Origin of the sequence: Pontixanthobacter luteolus (genome assembly GCF_009828095.1) — a bacterium.
GTDB classification, from domain to species: domain Bacteria; phylum Pseudomonadota; class Alphaproteobacteria; order Sphingomonadales; family Sphingomonadaceae; genus Pontixanthobacter; species Pontixanthobacter luteolus.
Genome location: NZ_WTYP01000002.1, coordinates 1,098,234 through 1,114,624, shown reverse-complemented (window position 1 = coordinate 1,114,624; position 16,391 = coordinate 1,098,234). Strand labels below are relative to the sequence as shown.

Genomic DNA, 16,391 nt, shown 5'->3' with positions numbered 1-16,391 from the left:
TTCTCTTAAATGGTTTCTACGGTCACATTGCCGTTGGTGAATACGCAAATGTCGGCTGCGACCTGCATCGCCTTGCGCGCGATCAGTTCAGCATCGTCTTCGTACTGGTCGAGCGCACGGCCCGCTGCGAGAGCATAATTGCCGCCCGAACCGATCGCCGTGATCCCGCCTTCCGGTTCCAGAACATCGCCATTGCCGGTTAGCACAAGAAGGCTTTCTTCGTCAGCGACGATCATCAACGCTTCAAGATTGCGAAGGTATTTGTCGGTTCGCCAATCCTTCGCCAACTCGACTGCCGCACGCATCAACTGGCCGCGGTACTGCTCAAGCTTTTTCTCAAGACGTTCGAACAATGTGAAGGCGTCAGCAGTAGCGCCGGCAAAACCGGCGATGACTTTCCCGCCTTCACCGATACGGCGCACCTTGCGGGCATTGGGTTTCATCACGGTATTGCCCATGGAAACCTGCCCGTCCCCGGCAATGACGGTCTTACCGCCCTTTTTTACGCCGATGATGGTAGTCCCATGCCACTGGACGAGACCGTGCGGATTGTCTGTTGTGCTCATATTCCCGGATATGGGGAGCCTGTGCCTGCGATCAAGCTACGCGCTTGTCGGGACTTTTCGGAAGGCCGGGTTAGGTTTAACGTCCAGGGCCGGCACCGCCGCCGGCACCAGGCGCACCGACCTGACCGATATTGCCGAACAGATCTTCGAAGAAGCTACGTTCACGGCCGAGCGTCGGCGTCTCGTCCCCATCGGGCTGGAGATAGACCACCTGATCAAGTCCGCTGCGATCAGCAGCAACCACATTGCCGCCTTCGTCGAATTTCACGGCCAGCACCATATGTTGCCGGATGCGCGGGCGTACGAACGGTTTGCGTCCTGTAACGCTAGAAACGTAATACCAGGTCTGGTCGCCGAACTGGCTGGTGAAGGTAGGACGGCCGAGCGTGGCCACGACCGACTGCTGGTTATCGATACCAGGCTGAACAGAACTGATCAGGGTTTCATCGACAATATAACCGCGGTTCTCGCGGATGGACGAGCAACCCGCCATTGCTGCGGACGCGCCAAGCAGCAAAGTGGCTGTCATCATCTTGCGAGAAAAACGCTTGCCTACAGTCATTCAAATAAACCTTTTCGTGTCGCCCGCATCCGGCGCTGAAACGCACCTTGGAATTACGGGCTCAAAACCTATATTCAGGCGAAGCCTTACGGCGATGCCAACCGCCATGCAACCATGCGCTTGGGCAGTAATTGCCAGCGTGTGTCGGCGGCGGCTTGAATTGCCGCTGAACGGCTCAATATTCCGCGGTCCAGATGGCACGGCCGCAATTGCAGGTGAATGACCCCTTGTCCCAAACAAACAGATCGCCCCAACCAACCAGAACCTCTTTCCTGTCCAGGCTATTCGGCACTGCCCAGGATCCTAAGGACGAGCTTAAGCCGCTATACCTTTGGGTTGTCGGCGAGGCGCGCGATCCGATTTGGTACCGCGACTACGGCGCAGCCGACACGGTCGAAGGCAGGTTCGACATGATCTCAAGCGTTCTGGCGCTGGTGATGCTGAGGATCGAAAATGAGCCTGACATGTTGCCCGCCACCGCCCGGCTTACCGAATTGTTCGTTGACGATATGGATGGGCAGTTGCGCGAAACCGGGCTCGGCGATCCGACCTTGGGCAAAAAAATGGGAAAGCTGATGGAGGCGCACGGCGGCCGGATGGGCGCCTTTCGCAGCGCCCTGCCAGCGAACGAGGCGGAAATGGCCGGCGCGGTTGAACGCAATGCGCGACTGAATGACGGGGCTGACCCGTCCGTAATGGGCAGGGCGCTGATTGAGCTCGCACAGCGGCTGGCAGGCCGCAGCCACGAACAGATACTGGCTGGAGAGATTGCTGCATGATTGAAAGCGAACTGCATTTCCCCGTCAAGACCAAGACGCTGAAGGAAGACCCCTACATTATCGAAGCGAGCGAGGCGCAGCGCGTTGCGCTCGCCGAGCGGTTTTCTCTGTCGGAGATCAAGTCGCTTCGGGCCGAAGTCATGCTCACGCCCAAAGGCGGCCACATTGCCGCCGAGGGAAGCCTGAAGGCGGATTGGCTGCAACCTTGCGCAGTGTCCGGGGAAGATTTCCCGGTGTCCGTGCAAGATACGATCGATATCAGGTTCATTCCCGCCGCCCCGCCCCCATCGGTGGTATCTGCTGACGAAGAGATCGAACTCGACGTGGACGATTTCGACGAAATCGAATTTAGCGGCGATACATTCGATCTGGGCGAAGCAATCGCCCAGACTTTTGGGCTGGCAATCGACCCCTACGCCACTGGCCCACGTGCCGACACGGCGCGAAAAGAAAAAGGCATCGTCACAGAGGGTGAACAAAATGGTCCTCTGGCTGAAATGCTCGCCGCACTGAAAAAGGACTAAGCCAGGCACCGCAGAACCTGCGAACTTGCTGCAATCGGCTAGCTGTGGCAGCTTTCCCCCGGGCCGCTGATTTTTTGACCACCGGGGGATGGCGGCAATGGCGAGCATCAAGGCAGGCGAGCCGTTTTATCAGCGTATGGCGATTGTGCTGACCGCGATCGTGATCGCCGGTTTCGGGTCCGCGCAATTGACCGGTACGGCCTTCGGCTCTCTCGCAAATCCCCTGATTTTGGCCCACGGCACCGTATTTCTTGGCTGGTATGTCCTGCTGATTGTTCAGCCGCGCCTGATCGCGGGCGGCAATTGGGCACTCCACAAGCGGCTTGGAATGATCAGCCTGGCGTTCGCCGCACTAATCGTTGCGCTCGGTTACTGGATCACCAGAGAAGCCTATGCCCGGCCCGAGTTTTCGATCGCCGGGATGGACGGCGCGGGGTCAACGATATTCCCCGTCACCGACATCATCAATTTCGTGATCATTTATGCGCTGGCATTCTGGAACCGGAAAAATGCGCAGGCTCACAAACGGCTGATGCTGCTGGCCGGGCTCATGATGCTCGATCCTGCGGCCGCAAGGCTGGTATTGTCATTCGGCGGACCGCCCCCGGTGATAATGGCGCTACATCTTGCGCTCTATGCCGCTTTTTTTGTGCATGACTGGAAGATGCAAAAAAGGCCGCACTGGGCGACAGTGACGGCCTTTTCCTTGTTCGTTCTGGCTATGATAGCCAAATTCACCATCGCTGGCGGCCCATGGTGGGCCAATGTGACAGCGCGATTGTTCGGCTGATCAGAACGGAATATCGTCGTCCAGATCATCGTAATTGGAACCGCCGCCCGAGCTTCCGCCAGAGCCGCCATTGCCGCCGCCCTGGTTCCAGCCACCGCCGGAGCCGCCGGCTGAACCACCACCCGAGCCACCGCCCGATGCGCCGCCGCCGTAATTTCCGCCTCCTTGGCCGCCGCCCTGACCGCCACCTTGACCGCCGGGACCGTCGAGCATCGTCAGCGTGCCGTTGAAACCGCGCAGCACAACTTCCGTGCTGTAACGGTCGTTGCCCGACTGGTCCTGCCACTTGCGCGTCTGCAGCTGGCCTTCGACGTAAACCTTGCTGCCCTTGCGCAGGAAACGCTCTGCAACGTTCACAAGACCTTCGGAAAAAATGGCAACCGTGTGCCATTCTGTTTTTTCCTGACGTTCACCTGTGTTGCGATCTTTCCAGGTTTCGGTCGTCGCAAGGCGCAGGTTGCAGACCTTGCCGCCGTTCTGGAAAGAGCGCACTTCAGGGTCAGCCCCGAGGTTACCGATGAGCATTACTTTGTTGAGGCTGCCTGCCATAAGACTTTTCCTTCGCGAATCTGTTGGCCAACGGGTTAGCTAATCGCTGGGAGGCAGGCCAGATTGCCAGTCGGTTTTTCTGACTCAAGGTGTGGACAGCGGCTCGCTACAAACCGGCCCACACTGCGACCCAATAGGTCAGGCCGGCAAACACATAAGCGAGCGCGAACAGATAGCCGACCATGAACATCGGCCATTTCCAGCCATTCGTCTCTCGCCGCGCAACCGCGATTGTCGAAATGCACTGCGGCGCGAATACAAACCACGCAAGGAAGGCGAGCGCCGTCGGCAAGCTCCACCTTGCAGCGATCTGTTCCTTCAATGCTTCCTCGGCTTCGCTTTCATCGTCCGAATCGACGGCGTAGGTCGTGGCCAGCGATGATACGGCAACTTCGCGGGCCGCCATTGCTGGCACCAGCGCGAGGGTCATTTCCTGATTGAAGCCGATCGGATCGAAAACCGGTTGGACCACAGCGGATATCTGGCCAGCATAGGATGCGTCGAGCTGACTCTCGCCGATGTCAGCCTTGGGGAAAGTCAGCAGCAACCAAAGCACAACCGTTGCCGCAAAAATGATCGTGCCTGCACGGCGCAGGAAAACCCACGCCCGCTGCCAGAGGCCAATCGCCAGATCGCTGAGCCTGGGCAGTTGGTATCGCGGCAATTCCATGATGAAACCGCTGGCGCGCCCTGCGGTAACCGTGCGCCTCAGAACCAGCGCCACCAGCACGGCACCGACTATACCCGCCAGATACAGCAGGAACATCACCAGCCCCTGCAATCCGATCAGCGGTGCGATTTGCCTTTCGGGGATCACAGCGGCGATGATAATCAGATAGACCGGCAAGCGTGCTGAACAGGTCATCAGCGGTGCGATCAGGATTGTGGTCAGCCGGTCTTTCGGATCGGCGATGCTGCGCGTCGCCATGATGCCGGGAATGGCACATGCGAAGCTGGACAGGAGCGGAATGAAGCTGCGCCCGGAAAGGCCCACACTCGCCATCAGCCGGTCCATCACGAATGCCGCGCGGGCCATGTAACCCGTTGCTTCCATCACCAGAATGAATGCGAACAGGATGATAATCTGGGGCAGGAACACTACGACCGATCCAACACCTGCAAGCAGGCCTTCAGTGATCAGATCGCGAAAGAAGTTCTGCGGGAAAGTGCTGCTTACCCACGCTGAAATCGCACTCACCCCTGCCTCAAGCCCATCGGCAAAAGGGGTCGCCCAGGCGAACACCGCCTGAAAGATCACGAACAGCAAGACAAAGAGAATAGGGGGGCCGAGCCATGGATGGAGCAGCACCCCGTCGAGGCCATGGTGGAAACGCCGTTCTGCCGTTTCCGACAGGATCGCCGCCTTAGCGATATTGCCCGCAGCCAGGCGTCTTTCCGGCAGGGTCAGATGCGGCTTCGGTTCTGGGTTCGGATGCTCTTCGCGCTGCTTTTCTGCATCGGCAATCGCTTCTGTCAGTTGCGCCAGCCCTTTGCGGCGCACGGCGACTGTTGGGATGACCGGTACACCCAGGGCTCCCGCCAGCGCGTCTGCATCCAGCGTCAGCCCGTCGCGTTCGGCCAAGTCGACCATGTTGAGCGCGGCGATCGTGGGGATGCCCAGCTCGATCACTTCCTGCGCGAAGACGAGATGCTGTTCGATATTTGCGGCATCGAGCACGATGATCAGAACATCCGGCTGATCCTGCCCGTCCAGATCACCCATCACGACTTTGCGGGTGACTTCTTCATCAGGGCTGGTCGCATCAAACGAATAGCTGCCCGGCAAATCGAGCAGTTCGATACTTTCGCCCGACGGCAGGGATATCCGTCCGGCTTTCCGTTCCACGGTGACGCCGGGATAGTTGGCGATCTTTTGCCGGGCGCCGGTCAGCGCATTGAATAGCGCGCTTTTCCCGGCATTGGGGTTACCCACCAGAGCGGCGGTGCGTGTGCGGGTCATGATGGATCCACCTCCATCGCAGAAGCGTGAACTTTTCTGACAGCGATTGTCATACGTCCGACCATCAATGCAATTGGATCGCTGGTGCCGAAAACACCGCGGTGAGCGACTGCCACACGCGCGCCGACATCCAGACCTAGCGCGCGAAGCCTTTTTGCTTCCTCGGGGGCAAGATCCTCCCAATGAACGCGGGTGATGGTGGCGCGTTTGCCGCGTGCGATTCGATCCAGTGTAGTCGGTGCCAAATCCATAGCGGCGCGCTGCCAGAGAGGCGCGCTATTTGCAACTGATTATCATTAACTCGACGGGTAGCGGAGGCGGCCAAGAAAACGCGAGATGCTGAATGTCTCGCGATCCGGATTAAGCCATTTTGCCTTCACCTTCTCGAATTTCATGACGCCTTCGATGCGGCGATCCAGAAACGCTCTCGTTTTCTCTTTGCCGTCGCTCGCGTCGTCGGCAAAAACGGCCAGTGTTGCACCGTAAATTCCCGCCAGGATCGTACGCTTGGTATAGTGATTGTAATCCGTCGCCGTGTCGCCTGCGAGCCGCCACATCAGGTCTGCGCTGCGCCAGCCGGTCTTGAGTGCCTGCGGGGCATTCTGCGGCATGGCCATTATTGCCGAAGCCCGCTTCAGCGCTTCCTCTTGTCCGGTGATTGCATCCAGCCGAAACTGGACCAAGCTCCTGATCCGTTCTCGGATCGGCATCTTGGCCAGAACATCAGCCGGCAGTGCGTCCGCCATCCGGCCATCCACCGAAGCGATCCATGCGTCGATCATATCCATAGCGCCGCCAGGAAACGCCAGCCTCGCCACGTCCGGGTCAGCGCCAAAATCTTTTGCTGCCTGCTCGACAGCGGCGGCGGTCCACCCGTCAAATACAGCTGCCTCAGCGACGAGCGGGGCCATTTCGACGCGCAGTTCGTCAAGCGTCAGATCGGCAGCATCAACTGTCATAATATGGGCCCGTAATTCTTCACTTCCTTGGCAGAGGCACGCTCTGCATCTGCATCTTCGAATTCTTTCAGGAGCTGCGAGTTCCCGTTGACCAGCTGTACATAGTCGCGCGCCGTGCGCCCCGAATTGTCGCTGCGGTCGGGGTTCGCCCCTTTGGAAAGCAGCAGCCTGACCAGCGCGGTATCGCGGCGATGAACAGCCGCAATCAAAGGCGTTTCGCCAGCAGTGTTGCTCTCATCGACATCGGCCCCGGCGGCAATCAGCGCATCTACCCCGTCGATAAATCCAAGCGAGGATGCAATCTGAAGCGGCGTCACTCCGTTCTTGTCGCGGATATTGGGATTTGCCCCTCGCTGCGCGAGGAATTTGATCCATGTCACATCGCGGCGCTTCGTTACGATATGCAAGGCCGATTCGCCCGAAGTGATGTCGCGTGTGTTGACGATGACGCTGCCCGGCTCGTTCAAGGCCTGCGTCACTTTGTCGCCGTCACGGTCTTTCACCGCTTTCAGGAATTCATATCCATCAGAATACAATTGTGCGGCCGCCGGCGCTGCGGAGAGCGTGAGCGACAAGGCTGCAATTGCAAAAATCTTACGGAAAACGGCGCGGGCCATTTTCATTCTCCAACCAGAAATTACTTATGGGACAGATTCGTCCCCTTGCCCGCCAGCAATTAGCAGAGCATGAACCCGTACGCTATGCCGAACCCTATTCGAACATTCTTCGCCCGCTTCGCCCCCACCGCAGTACTGGCCGCTGGGCTGTTGCTTTCCGCCTGCGGTGATCAGACCGCGCAGTCGCCCCAGCCGCCGCTGAAATCCGCGCCGCTTTACGGCTCGGCAATCAAGGGCGGTTTCGAACTGACGGATGAGAATGGTGCTTCCCGCACATGGGAAGATTACGCCGGAAAATGGCGTGTGGTCTATTTTGGCTACGCCTATTGCCCGGACTATTGCCCCACCGACGTCAGCCGGTTCTCTCGCGGGATCAGTTTGTATGCGAAGGATCATCCGGATCTCGCCGAGACAATTCAGCCGCTGTTTGTCTCGGTCGATCCGGAGCGCGACACGCCAGAGGTGCTGCGCGAGTTCACCGACAATTTCGATCCCAACCTGATTGGCCTGTCGGGCACGCCTGAGCAGCTAGAACAGGCGGCAAAAAATTTTTTCGTCCAGTACAACCGCGGTGAAGAATCGGAAGGTGGCGGGTACCTGATGGATCATACGACGATCACCTATCTGTTCAGCCCGGATGGCGACGCCATTGCCACGCTGCCGACAGATGACGGGCCAGAAGCAGTTGCCGCGGAACTCGCAAAGTGGGTGCGTTGAGAGAGAAATTCTGGGAGCTTCCGCTCGAACAGCTGGACCGCGCAGAGTGGGAGGCGCTGTGCGATGGCTGCGGGCGCTGCTGCCTGCACAAGATCGAAGATGAAGACACCGGCGAGATCGAGGACACCAACGTTTCGTGTAAATTGCTCGATACCGGGACGGCCCAATGCCGCGACTATCGCAACCGCAAGGCTTTCGTTCCTGACTGCCTGCGCCTGACGCTGAAGATCGTGCAGGATGTGCCTTGGCTGCCAAAGACCTGCGCGTACCGTCTGAGGGCTGATGGTCAGCCGCTGAAGGACTGGCACCCACTCATTTCCGGCGATCCCGAAACCGTCAAACATGCCGGTGTATCCGTGGCTGGCCGCGTCATTAGCGAAACTGATGCCGGCCCGTTGGAACACCATCTGGTGGATTGGGATGCCGGATCCGACGGTGCGAAATGATCGACTGGATCAGAAAAAACTACGATAAACCGAGCGTGGAGATCGGCGGAGAAATTCTTCCGGTTGCGATCCGGCGCCACCCGTCGGCCAAACGCATGGTTCTTCGCCTGGCCCCCGATGGCAGGGAAGTCAGGCTGACCATGCCTCGCTGGGGGCGAACATCTGAAGCGATGGCTTTCATCCATTCACGCACCGAATGGCTGGAGGCACAGCACGCCAAGACAGAGCGAACCGCCCCGCCTCGTCCAGGCGGCACCATTCCCCATCGAGGCGACCATCTGACCATTGACTGGAGCCCGCTGCACGGCCGGGCTCCGCAAATAGACGGCACCAGAATTCGGGTCGGCGGTCCGGAAGCCAGCCTGCCCAGTCGGCTGGAAAAATGGCTGCGCGCACAGGCCATCGAATTGATAACCTATGACCTTGCCGACTATTGTTCCGCAGCGGGTAAGGTCGCACCAGAACTGAAACTTTCGCGTGCGCAGCGGCGATGGGGGAGCTGTTCTGAAAGCGGCGCGGTGCGGATCAACTGGCGGCTGGTTATGGCCCCGAACGAGGTCCGGCGATCAGTGGTCGCGCACGAAGTTGCCCATTTGGTCCATTTCGATCACAGCCCTGCGTTTCACAGGTTCCTGGATGAAATTTTCGAAGGAGACATCGACGCGGCAAATGGCTGGTTGAAACTTCACGGACGCACACTTTATCGCGCCTTCGGATAGCATTGCATTCCGCAAATATCTGGCACCAAGTGCCGTGCCACCCTATATGAAGCCCATGCGCCTTATCAGAAGATTGAATCCCCTGCCCGGGATCGCCGATTTCTGGCGGGAATTCAGCCGCCCGCAGCCGTATCGATTGCCAATTCTCGGCGTGTCGATGCTCATGACCTTTTGCCTTCTCTATCTGTTTACAGAAGAAGAGGTGAGAGGCCCGCCGCCTAGCCCGACCGTGACTTACATCACCAGTTTCGCGCCAGACCGGACCGATGCAGAGATTATCGAAACCAACATCGAAAATCAGCGCAAGAAGGATGAACGCGAGGCACAGTTCCTTGCCCGCGAAGAACGGCGCAAGGAAATGTACCGCGCGCTGGCCCGTGCAAGCGGGATGGACCCTGAAGAGATCGAGCGGCAGGCCGCTGAAGAACAGGCGCGCGAAGAAGCCGCTGCTGAGACAAGCACCAGTCAGTCCGATCCCGGCAATTCCAGTTCAGGCGACTCCGAAGCTGGCACGACAGGTGGCGACGCTGCAGAGTGACCGGCGCTGGCTGGCGGCAGCTGCGCGGCTTGGTTCGCGCGGCAGGCCGCAGAGCCGGCCCAACCCGGCGGTCGGCGCGATTGTCGTCAAAGACGGTAAAGTGGTTGGCCGGGGCTGGACACAGCCCGGCGGAAGGCCTCACGGCGAAGCAATGGCGCTTGCGCAAGCTGGCGAACATGCGCGCGGCGCGACTGTCTATGTTTCGCTGGAGCCGTGTGCGCACAAGTCAGACCGCGGGCCTGCATGCAGTGCGATCCTGGTTCAGTCCGGTGCAGCGCGGGTAGTCTATGCCATCAGGGACCCCGACCACCGCACTTCCGGTGCCGGCGCGCAGACACTGATCGATGCCGGCATTCGCACGGAACATATCCAGTGCAACGAAGCCGACCACAGCCTAGCCGGCTATATCTGCAAAGCGGCGCGCGGGCGCCCGCATGTCACGTTGAAACTCGCCATGTCTCTGGATGGTTTCATCGCCCGCACTGATGGCGAAAGCCAGTGGATTACAGGCGAGATCGCGCGGCAGCATGTGCATTCTCGCCGGGCGATGGCCGATGCCATATTGGTTGGCGGCGGCACATGGCGGAAAGACAGGCCCCGGCTGGACGTTCGCCTGAACGGGCTGGAAGACAGGAGCCCGCAGCGGGTTGTGCTGACGCGCGGTGTGCCCATCGACGGGGTGAAGATCATCAACGAACCCTCGCAGATCGCATCGCTGGACGAGGTGCAGTATGTCTATCTCGAAGGCGGCGGACAGGCAGCTGCGTCTTTCATGCGCGAGGGGCTGGTCGACCGGATCGAGATATACCGCGCGCCGATCCTGCTTGGTGCCGGTATCCCTGCGCTGGGCGATTTCGGCCTAGACGCCCTCGTCGATGCCCATGGACAGTGGAAAATGACCGAGCGCCGTATGCTTGGCAGCGATACCTACGAAGCCTATGAGCGCGCTAACGAAACACCTCACGCAGGAGAGTAAATGTTTACCGGGATCGTCACCGCAATCGGCACCGTTCAGTCAGCAGAGCAGCTGGGTGATCTGCGTGTCCGGATCGAATGTCCTTACGACCCGGCGGATATGGCCATCGGCGCGTCGATCGCCTGTTCCGGCGCCTGCATGACGGTGGTCGATCGCGGCGGAGAGAAAGGCAATTCGTGGTTTGCGGTGGACGTATCCGGCGAAAGCGTTTCGAAAACCGCACGGGCGATGTGGGATGCGGGCGGCAAGCTGAACCTGGAAACCGCGCTCAAGCTGGGCGACGAACTCGGCGGGCATATCGTAACCGGTCACGTCGATGCAGTTGGCGAAGTGGAAGATGTCGCCGAAACCGCCGGTTCGCATACAGTGAAAATCCGCGCACCGAGGGAACTGGCCGCATATATTGCCCCCAAGGGTTCAATCACCGTCGACGGCGTGTCGCTAACAGTCAACGAAGTGACCGACAATGACGATGGCTCCTGCACTTTCGCGCTGAACATCATTCCCCATACATGGGAAGTGACCACTCTCGGCAGGCTGGCTCCGGGCAGCCAGGTCAATCTGGAGATCGACGTGCTGGCGCGGTATCTCAAGCGTATGGAAAGCCTGCGAAACCAGGCCTGATCAGCTGGTCACTTCTTCCAGCGCGCCGATGAACTTCTCGATATTGCCCATGTGAAGCCCGGCAATATTGATCCGGCCCGACCCCGCCATGTAGATCGCGTGCTCATCACGCAGACGCTGGATCTGGTCTTTGTTCAAAGGCAGCACCGCGAACAGACCGTTCTGCTGGCCAAGCGGACGCAGATCGAGCGTGCCGACATCACCGGCAGCCGCGAGATGATCCCGTACCTGCCGCATCCGGGTGCGCATCGTTTCCAGTTCGTCCAGCCATAGTGCGGTCATCGTATCATCGCGCAGGACAACGCGCACCGCTGCACCGCCATGATCCGGCGGCATCGACCAGCTGGCCCGTGCCAGCGCATTGAGGTTCGAAAGCACGGGATCAAGCAGGCTGCTGTCTTTCATCATGACATACAGCGCACCGACACGGTCGCGGTACATGCCGAAGTTCTTGTCGCAGCTATAGGCAATCAGGGCCTCCGGAACTGCGGCCAGAACCTTGCGAATACCATAGGCATCTTGTTCCAGCCCTCGGCCAAGGCCCTGATAGGCAATGTCGAGGATCGCCAGCGCTTTGCTCTGCGAAAGTGCTTCAGCGATCTGGTCCCACTGTTCATCGGTATAGTCGATACCGGTCGGGTTGTGGCAACAGCCATGAAGCAGCACGGCTTCATTTTCCTGAGCGGTACGGATCGCGCCCAGGACGTTCTCCAGATTTGCTGTGCCGTCTTCGTTCGCGTGCTCGAAAGTTCGCACGTCGAGAGCAACGTCGGAGAAAATCTGCGCATGGTTGGGCCAGCTGGGCACGCCCATGTGGATGGTCTTCACTCCGGCCTTTTGCGCGACAGCCACTGCGAGGCGCACAGCGCCGGTGCCTCCGGGCGTCTGCATCCCTTCGATCCGGCCGCCCATGGTCGCATCTTTGCCGAAAATATACGGCATGAGTGCATGGACGAAGCCCAGATCGCCCTCCGGGCCGAGATAGCTCTTGCTATCCTGTTCTTCGACCAGCCTGGCCTCTGCCGCCTTAATTGCTGCAAATACAGGCGTGTCGCCCTGTCCGGTGCGATACACACCGACGCCAAGGTCGATCTTGTCCGCACGTTCGTCAGCGGCATAAAGCTTGATCAGCGCAAGCAGCGCGTCGGGCGATTGGGCTTGGAGTTTCTCGAGCATGGTCCCCCCATGCCGAGGGCGGCCTATAGTCGCAAGATTTAAGTGCGCCTTTCCAGCGTCAGATTTTCTTGCAGACCGTCAGGCTGCATTTTCCCGTGCGATCAGAAGGGCAGCCAGCGCTGCTTCTTGGAAAACTTCATATAACCGGCGTTGATGCCAAGCCGCAGACCAGCACCCACGCGAATCGGTATCAGGACCACATCGCCCTTGCGCATGTAACTGGCCGTCAGCCCGCCCACGACATAGGCCTGGCCTTCACCGGCCGGGTAACGCTTGTACAGTTCTTCACTGTCGTAAAGATTATAGACCAGAACAAAGGTATTGCCGGCATTGGCCCCTGCATCGATGCCGATCGACGGCCCCGTCCAGTAAACCGGGCGCTGCCCCTCCACCTTGTGATAAAGAGTGCCCGAACCATAGCGCGCACCCACGATAAAGGCGCCGCCCGCCTCACGGCCCACGATATAGGCGTTTGGTTCGCCCTGCTTTTTCAGCAGATCCTGAATCAGGCGCGCAACGCCCTCCGCGCCTTTGCCGAACACGCCTTCGGCTGCGCCGATCAGGTCGTCTTCCTTGTAGGTATCGCCTTGCGCAGCCGCGATGGCCGGCGTTTCCGATGCCTGTGAAGCAGCTTCCGATGCATCATCGGAGGTTACCACCGGATCGGCCCAGGTTGGGGCGCTGTTGTACACCGTGCCCGTATCGGACGCCGTGCCTGTGTCCGCGCCAGAATCGGGCGCACTTGCTGGCGGCTCCTGCGCGAATTCATAACCGCTCTCATCAGTATAGACCGGCTGTTCGCCGGGCTGTTCAACAAGATCGCCGTCGATGGCTTCCGAAGGGTCGACGGTTTCGATTTGTTGCGCGTTTACGGGGCTGGCGATGACAGCAGCCGCCGCCAATGCGGCCAGAAAAGCCTGTTGAAACCGGGATTGTACCTGTGCCGCGATGCTCATGATCCCTCCAGACCGCACGAATTGATTCAGTCTCCAACAGAGTCCTTTGCGCCTGAAGCAGCAATGAACCGGCGGCGAAGCGAATCGGAATTGCGGCGAACCGAGTCTGTGCTGAGGGTGGGCGAACGATTTTCAGCTTTCTCAATGGACCACTTGCCGCGCCCAAAGACCCTCGTTATAGCGCGCCTCCGCAGCTAGCTGCGTTCCGGAGACGTGGGTGAGTGGTTGAAACCAGTTCCCTGCTAAGGAACCATAGGAGTAATCCTATCGAGGGTTCGAATCCCTCCGTCTCCGCCATCATCCTTATCCCAGAAAACCCGAAAGGTGCCTAGAAACCTCGGATTTCCAAGGGTTTTGAAGCGCCGCGCTCCGAAGTTGCGCTTTCTAGATACTTCTAAAAACCTGTCGACTTGCACGTTGTTCAGGGGCTAAATCGGGGGTAAAGGAGCCTCGATATGCCCACAACCACTGAGAAGCTGACCGCCAATTTCCTCCGGCTGAAGAACAAGAAGCCGGGCAAGTATGGCGACGGGAACAATCTTTGGCTGATTGTCGGGCCGACCGGGCGCGAGCGCTGGGAGTTCCGATACACGTTGAACGGGCGCTCTAGGGAAATGAGCTTAGGCCCCGCTGACGAGAAAACCGTTCACGAAGCGCGAGAGGATGTGCGCGACCTTCGCAAGCAAGTCCGGCAGGGTGTCGATCCGCTTGCTGACCGCACAAAGGTATCGAAGGCCCGTATCACGACATTCGCTGAGGTCGCTGAACAGTGCATCGCTTCGCTCCGGGCGGGATGGACGAACGACAAGAGCGAGAAACAATGGCGCTCGACCCTCAAGACCTACGCCAATCCCAAGATTGGCGAGATGGACGTTTCGAGCATCGTGACTGCCGACATTTTCGCAGCGCTCGAACCCATCTGGACCACAAAGGCGGAAACCGCGAAGCGCGTGCGAGAGCGGATGGAAAAGGTGCTCGATTTCGCCACCGCAATGGACCTTCGATCCGGCGATAACCCGGCGCGTTGGCGCGGCAACCTCGATCACCTGTTTCCGAAGGCTACGAAGGTGCAGAAGGTGCGGCATCATCCCGCCCTACCCTACGATCAGCTAGCAGATTTCATCGCAGCCTTACGGGATCGAGAGGGGATCGCGGCCCGCGCTCTAGAATTCACGATCCAAACGGCCTCTCGCACCAGCGAAGCCCTAGGCGCTACATGGTCAGAGATTGATTTGGACAAGGCAGTCTGGACAATCCCGGCTGAGCGAATGAAGGCGCGCAAGGATCACCGCGTCCCGCTGAACGACATTGCTGTTCGACTGCTCAAATCGCTGCCCCGCGATACCGAGGGCGATTATGTTTTCATGAGCCCACAAAACCGGGGCAAGCCGCTTTCGAACATGGCGATGCTCAAGACGCTCAAGCTCATGGGGCGCGACGATCTCACCGTGCACGGCTTCCGTTCGACCTTCCGGGATTGGGCGGCGGAAACTACCAGCTACCCGGATGCGGTTGTCGAGATGGCGCTGGCACATACGGTCAGCAACGCGGTCGAGGCCGCTTATCGGCGCGGCGATCTATTCGAGAAACGTGCGCGACTCATGGCCGATTGGTCTGCGTTTTCTGAGGGTGATTCGCGGGCCGGAGCAGAAATTGTGCCAATTCGTCGATGAGTTGAGGCATTCCCTGCGACGAAACGTTCTAGTTTTTGGCGTGGATATGTGAATCTTTCCGAGTCCTTCTGATGCCGGGAGTAACTTCTTGGTGTCGCCCCCAACGCGAAGGACGCGACATGACGGAAACCGCCAATACTCAACCGACAAGCCCGGAACGGCTTGTATATCGACAACGTGATTTGCAGGAATTGCTTGGCCTCTCGCGCAACGCGATTGAGCGGCTGATAGCTGAGCACGGCTTAAGCCCGCCCATCCAGCTTGGACCTCGATCTAAAGGATGGCTAGCGAGCGAGGTTCACGATTGGCTCGACAAGCGTAAGGCTGAGCGGGAACAGCGCGAACGACCCGAACGCCCGTGCGCGTGAGCCAGCTATGGCTGATGACGAAGCGCCGCCGCGCTATAAAGGGCCGTTCGTGGTTATCGAGCCTGTGGGCTTCGCCTACACCGTCTCAATAAACCCGGCCCCAGCCTCCGGCGTGGGCGCTCCCCGCACATTCGGATCGAAGCACGAAGCCTTCGGTGCGGCCCGCGATCTGTGGACCGCGAATAGGCTCCCCTTGCGCGACATGACGCTGGGCCAGGTGGCCGCGCATTCCGCGAGAAAAGGCGCGCGAAAAAAATCCTAGCGGTCGCAGTTTTCTTTGAATCGAGGGTGGCGCTTTCTCCTCCTCGCTCAATCGAAGGAGAAACTACAATGTTCAACAACACCATTCTTATTCCGCCCGCCGTAATGCCGGAGGTCGCGCCGACTTACCACGCGAATATCGCGCACTGGCGACAGGCAGCGGAGCGCGATCAAAGTCTTGCTGCCGTCCTTCCGAACAAGCCTTCTGAGAACGGGAAGCCGCGCCTCTTCTCGTCGCTACAAGCCGCGATGTTCGCCCTCATGTCGGACCTCGTTTCAGCCGATTTCAAAACCCCTCTGGCCGCGCGGATCGCGCGCCGGGTCATGGAAGCGCACCAGCACAGGCCGCAAGTCGAGCAGTGGGCAGTGATCTATACCGTCAACGGCAACGTCAGCACGCTCCCATACGATCAGGCCGAATTGCGGACGGGCTTTATCAGCGGATCGCGGTTCAATTTCGCGCTCGTGATCGACCTCAAAACTTACGCAGACCGCGTGGACGAAGCGATTGCCAATACGCCTCGCGTGATTGGGGCGGGCGATGCCGACTGAAATACGAAACGGCCCCGGTGCGAAGCCATCGACCGGGGCCGTCCATGCTCAAGCGGAGATCAACCGCGCTCGCTTCTAT

General features: G+C 59.3%; 22 protein-coding genes and 1 tRNA gene. 14 read left to right on the top strand and 9 right to left on the bottom strand.

The window, feature by feature from the left end; all coding sequences use genetic code 11:
- Positions 1–5 precede the first annotated feature (5 nt).
- Both hslV and GRI43_RS13750 read right to left on the bottom strand, forming a co-directional pair.
- A complete protein-coding gene (gene hslV / locus GRI43_RS13755; protein ID WP_160731640.1) occupies positions 6–566 on the bottom strand; it encodes an ATP-dependent protease subunit HslV in 561 nt (186 codons plus the stop codon).
- A gap of 76 nt (positions 567–642) precedes the next feature.
- Complete coding sequence (locus tag GRI43_RS13750) at positions 643–1,095, bottom strand: outer membrane protein assembly factor BamE (protein WP_420850012.1); 453 nt, start codon at positions 1,093–1,095, stop codon at positions 643–645.
- A 227-nt stretch (positions 1,096–1,322) separates the two neighbouring features.
- On the opposite strand from GRI43_RS13750, the gene GRI43_RS13745 reads away from it, so the two are divergent.
- The 3 genes from GRI43_RS13745 to GRI43_RS13735 all read left to right on the top strand — a co-directional run bounded on the left by GRI43_RS13745 (position 1,323) and on the right by GRI43_RS13735 (position 3,221).
- Entirely contained in the window at positions 1,323–1,907 is a 585-nt protein-coding gene (locus GRI43_RS13745; RefSeq protein WP_160731638.1) for a ubiquinol-cytochrome C chaperone family protein, read from the top strand.
- On the top strand, positions 1,904–2,431 hold the full coding sequence (locus tag GRI43_RS13740) for a YceD family protein (RefSeq protein WP_160731637.1): 528 nt from the start codon (positions 1,904–1,906) through the stop codon (positions 2,429–2,431). Before GRI43_RS13745 ends, GRI43_RS13740 begins: the two co-directional genes overlap by 4 nt.
- A 97-nt stretch (positions 2,432–2,528) precedes the next feature.
- Positions 2,529–3,221, top strand: coding sequence for a hypothetical protein (locus GRI43_RS13735; RefSeq protein WP_160731636.1), 693 nt, complete (start codon positions 2,529–2,531; stop codon positions 3,219–3,221).
- On the opposite strand, the gene ssb is transcribed toward GRI43_RS13735, so the two are convergent.
- The 5 genes from ssb to GRI43_RS13710 form a co-directional block, all read right to left on the bottom strand.
- Positions 3,222–3,770: a single-stranded DNA-binding protein gene (gene ssb, locus GRI43_RS13730; RefSeq protein WP_160731635.1), complete on the bottom strand. Its 549-nt coding sequence runs from the start codon at positions 3,768–3,770 to the stop codon at positions 3,222–3,224.
- Positions 3,771–3,876: 106 nt separating this feature from the next.
- Positions 3,877–5,730 (bottom strand): ferrous iron transporter B, encoded by a 1,854-nt coding sequence (gene feoB, locus GRI43_RS13725; protein WP_160731634.1) that lies wholly within the window; start codon positions 5,728–5,730, stop codon positions 3,877–3,879.
- On the bottom strand, positions 5,727–5,981 hold the full coding sequence (locus GRI43_RS13720) for a FeoA family protein (protein ID WP_160731633.1): 255 nt from the start codon (positions 5,979–5,981) through the stop codon (positions 5,727–5,729). The genes feoB and GRI43_RS13720 overlap by 4 nt, the downstream gene beginning before the upstream one ends.
- Before the next feature lie 45 nt (positions 5,982–6,026).
- Positions 6,027–6,689 carry a COQ9 family protein gene (locus GRI43_RS13715; RefSeq protein ID WP_160731632.1) on the bottom strand — a complete coding sequence of 221 codons (663 nt, stop codon included), beginning with the start codon at positions 6,687–6,689 and terminating at the stop codon, positions 6,027–6,029.
- Positions 6,686–7,306: an ankyrin repeat domain-containing protein gene (locus GRI43_RS13710; protein WP_160731631.1), complete on the bottom strand. Its 621-nt coding sequence runs from the start codon at positions 7,304–7,306 to the stop codon at positions 6,686–6,688. Before GRI43_RS13710 ends, GRI43_RS13715 begins: the two co-directional genes overlap by 4 nt.
- Before the next feature lie 84 nt (positions 7,307–7,390).
- Here GRI43_RS13710 and GRI43_RS13705 point away from each other — a divergent pair, with 84 nt between their 5' ends.
- From GRI43_RS13705 to GRI43_RS13680, 6 genes are all read left to right on the top strand, one after another.
- Entirely contained in the window at positions 7,391–8,023 is a 633-nt protein-coding gene (locus tag GRI43_RS13705; RefSeq protein ID WP_160731630.1) for an SCO family protein, read from the top strand.
- Positions 8,011–8,469, top strand: a complete 459-nt coding sequence (locus GRI43_RS13700; protein ID WP_160731629.1) for a YcgN family cysteine cluster protein — start codon at positions 8,011–8,013, stop codon at positions 8,467–8,469. The genes GRI43_RS13705 and GRI43_RS13700 overlap by 13 nt, the downstream gene beginning before the upstream one ends.
- Complete coding sequence (locus GRI43_RS13695; RefSeq protein ID WP_160731628.1) at positions 8,466–9,188, top strand: M48 family metallopeptidase; 723 nt, start codon at positions 8,466–8,468, stop codon at positions 9,186–9,188. The genes GRI43_RS13700 and GRI43_RS13695 overlap by 4 nt, the downstream gene beginning before the upstream one ends.
- Before the next feature lie 157 nt (positions 9,189–9,345).
- Positions 9,346–9,726, top strand: coding sequence for a hypothetical protein (locus GRI43_RS13690; protein ID WP_202391716.1), 381 nt, complete (start codon positions 9,346–9,348; stop codon positions 9,724–9,726).
- Positions 9,716–10,702, top strand: coding sequence for a bifunctional diaminohydroxyphosphoribosylaminopyrimidine deaminase/5-amino-6-(5-phosphoribosylamino)uracil reductase RibD (gene ribD, locus GRI43_RS13685; RefSeq protein ID WP_160731758.1), 987 nt, complete (start codon positions 9,716–9,718; stop codon positions 10,700–10,702). The genes GRI43_RS13690 and ribD overlap by 11 nt, the downstream gene beginning before the upstream one ends.
- Positions 10,703–11,326, top strand: a complete 624-nt coding sequence (locus tag GRI43_RS13680) for a riboflavin synthase (protein ID WP_160731627.1) — start codon at positions 10,703–10,705, stop codon at positions 11,324–11,326.
- Here the strand turns inward: GRI43_RS13680 and GRI43_RS13675 are convergent, their stop codons facing one another.
- Complete coding sequence (locus GRI43_RS13675; protein ID WP_160731626.1) at positions 11,327–12,502, bottom strand: amino acid aminotransferase; 1,176 nt, start codon at positions 12,500–12,502, stop codon at positions 11,327–11,329.
- 101 nt (positions 12,503–12,603) lie between these two features.
- A complete protein-coding gene (locus tag GRI43_RS13670; RefSeq protein ID WP_160731625.1) occupies positions 12,604–13,458 on the bottom strand; it encodes a DUF1134 domain-containing protein in 855 nt (284 codons plus the stop codon).
- A gap of 207 nt (positions 13,459–13,665) precedes the next feature.
- Between GRI43_RS13670 and GRI43_RS13665 the strand changes: the two genes are divergently transcribed.
- The 5 genes from GRI43_RS13665 to GRI43_RS13645 all read left to right on the top strand — a co-directional run bounded on the left by GRI43_RS13665 (position 13,666) and on the right by GRI43_RS13645 (position 16,312).
- Positions 13,666–13,755 (top strand) — tRNA-Ser (locus tag GRI43_RS13665).
- A gap of 158 nt (positions 13,756–13,913) precedes the next feature.
- Positions 13,914–15,131 carry a tyrosine-type recombinase/integrase gene (locus GRI43_RS13660; protein WP_160731624.1) on the top strand — a complete coding sequence of 406 codons (1,218 nt, stop codon included), beginning with the start codon at positions 13,914–13,916 and terminating at the stop codon, positions 15,129–15,131.
- Positions 15,132–15,202: 71 nt separating this feature from the next.
- Entirely contained in the window at positions 15,203–15,499 is a 297-nt protein-coding gene (locus tag GRI43_RS14105; protein ID WP_420850007.1) for a helix-turn-helix transcriptional regulator, read from the top strand.
- A 7-nt stretch (positions 15,500–15,506) separates the two neighbouring features.
- Entirely contained in the window at positions 15,507–15,761 is a 255-nt protein-coding gene (locus GRI43_RS13650) for a hypothetical protein (RefSeq protein WP_160731622.1), read from the top strand.
- Positions 15,762–15,829: 68 nt separating this feature from the next.
- A complete protein-coding gene (locus tag GRI43_RS13645; protein WP_160731621.1) occupies positions 15,830–16,312 on the top strand; it encodes a hypothetical protein in 483 nt (160 codons plus the stop codon).
- The last annotated feature ends 79 nt before the right edge of the window (positions 16,313–16,391 follow it).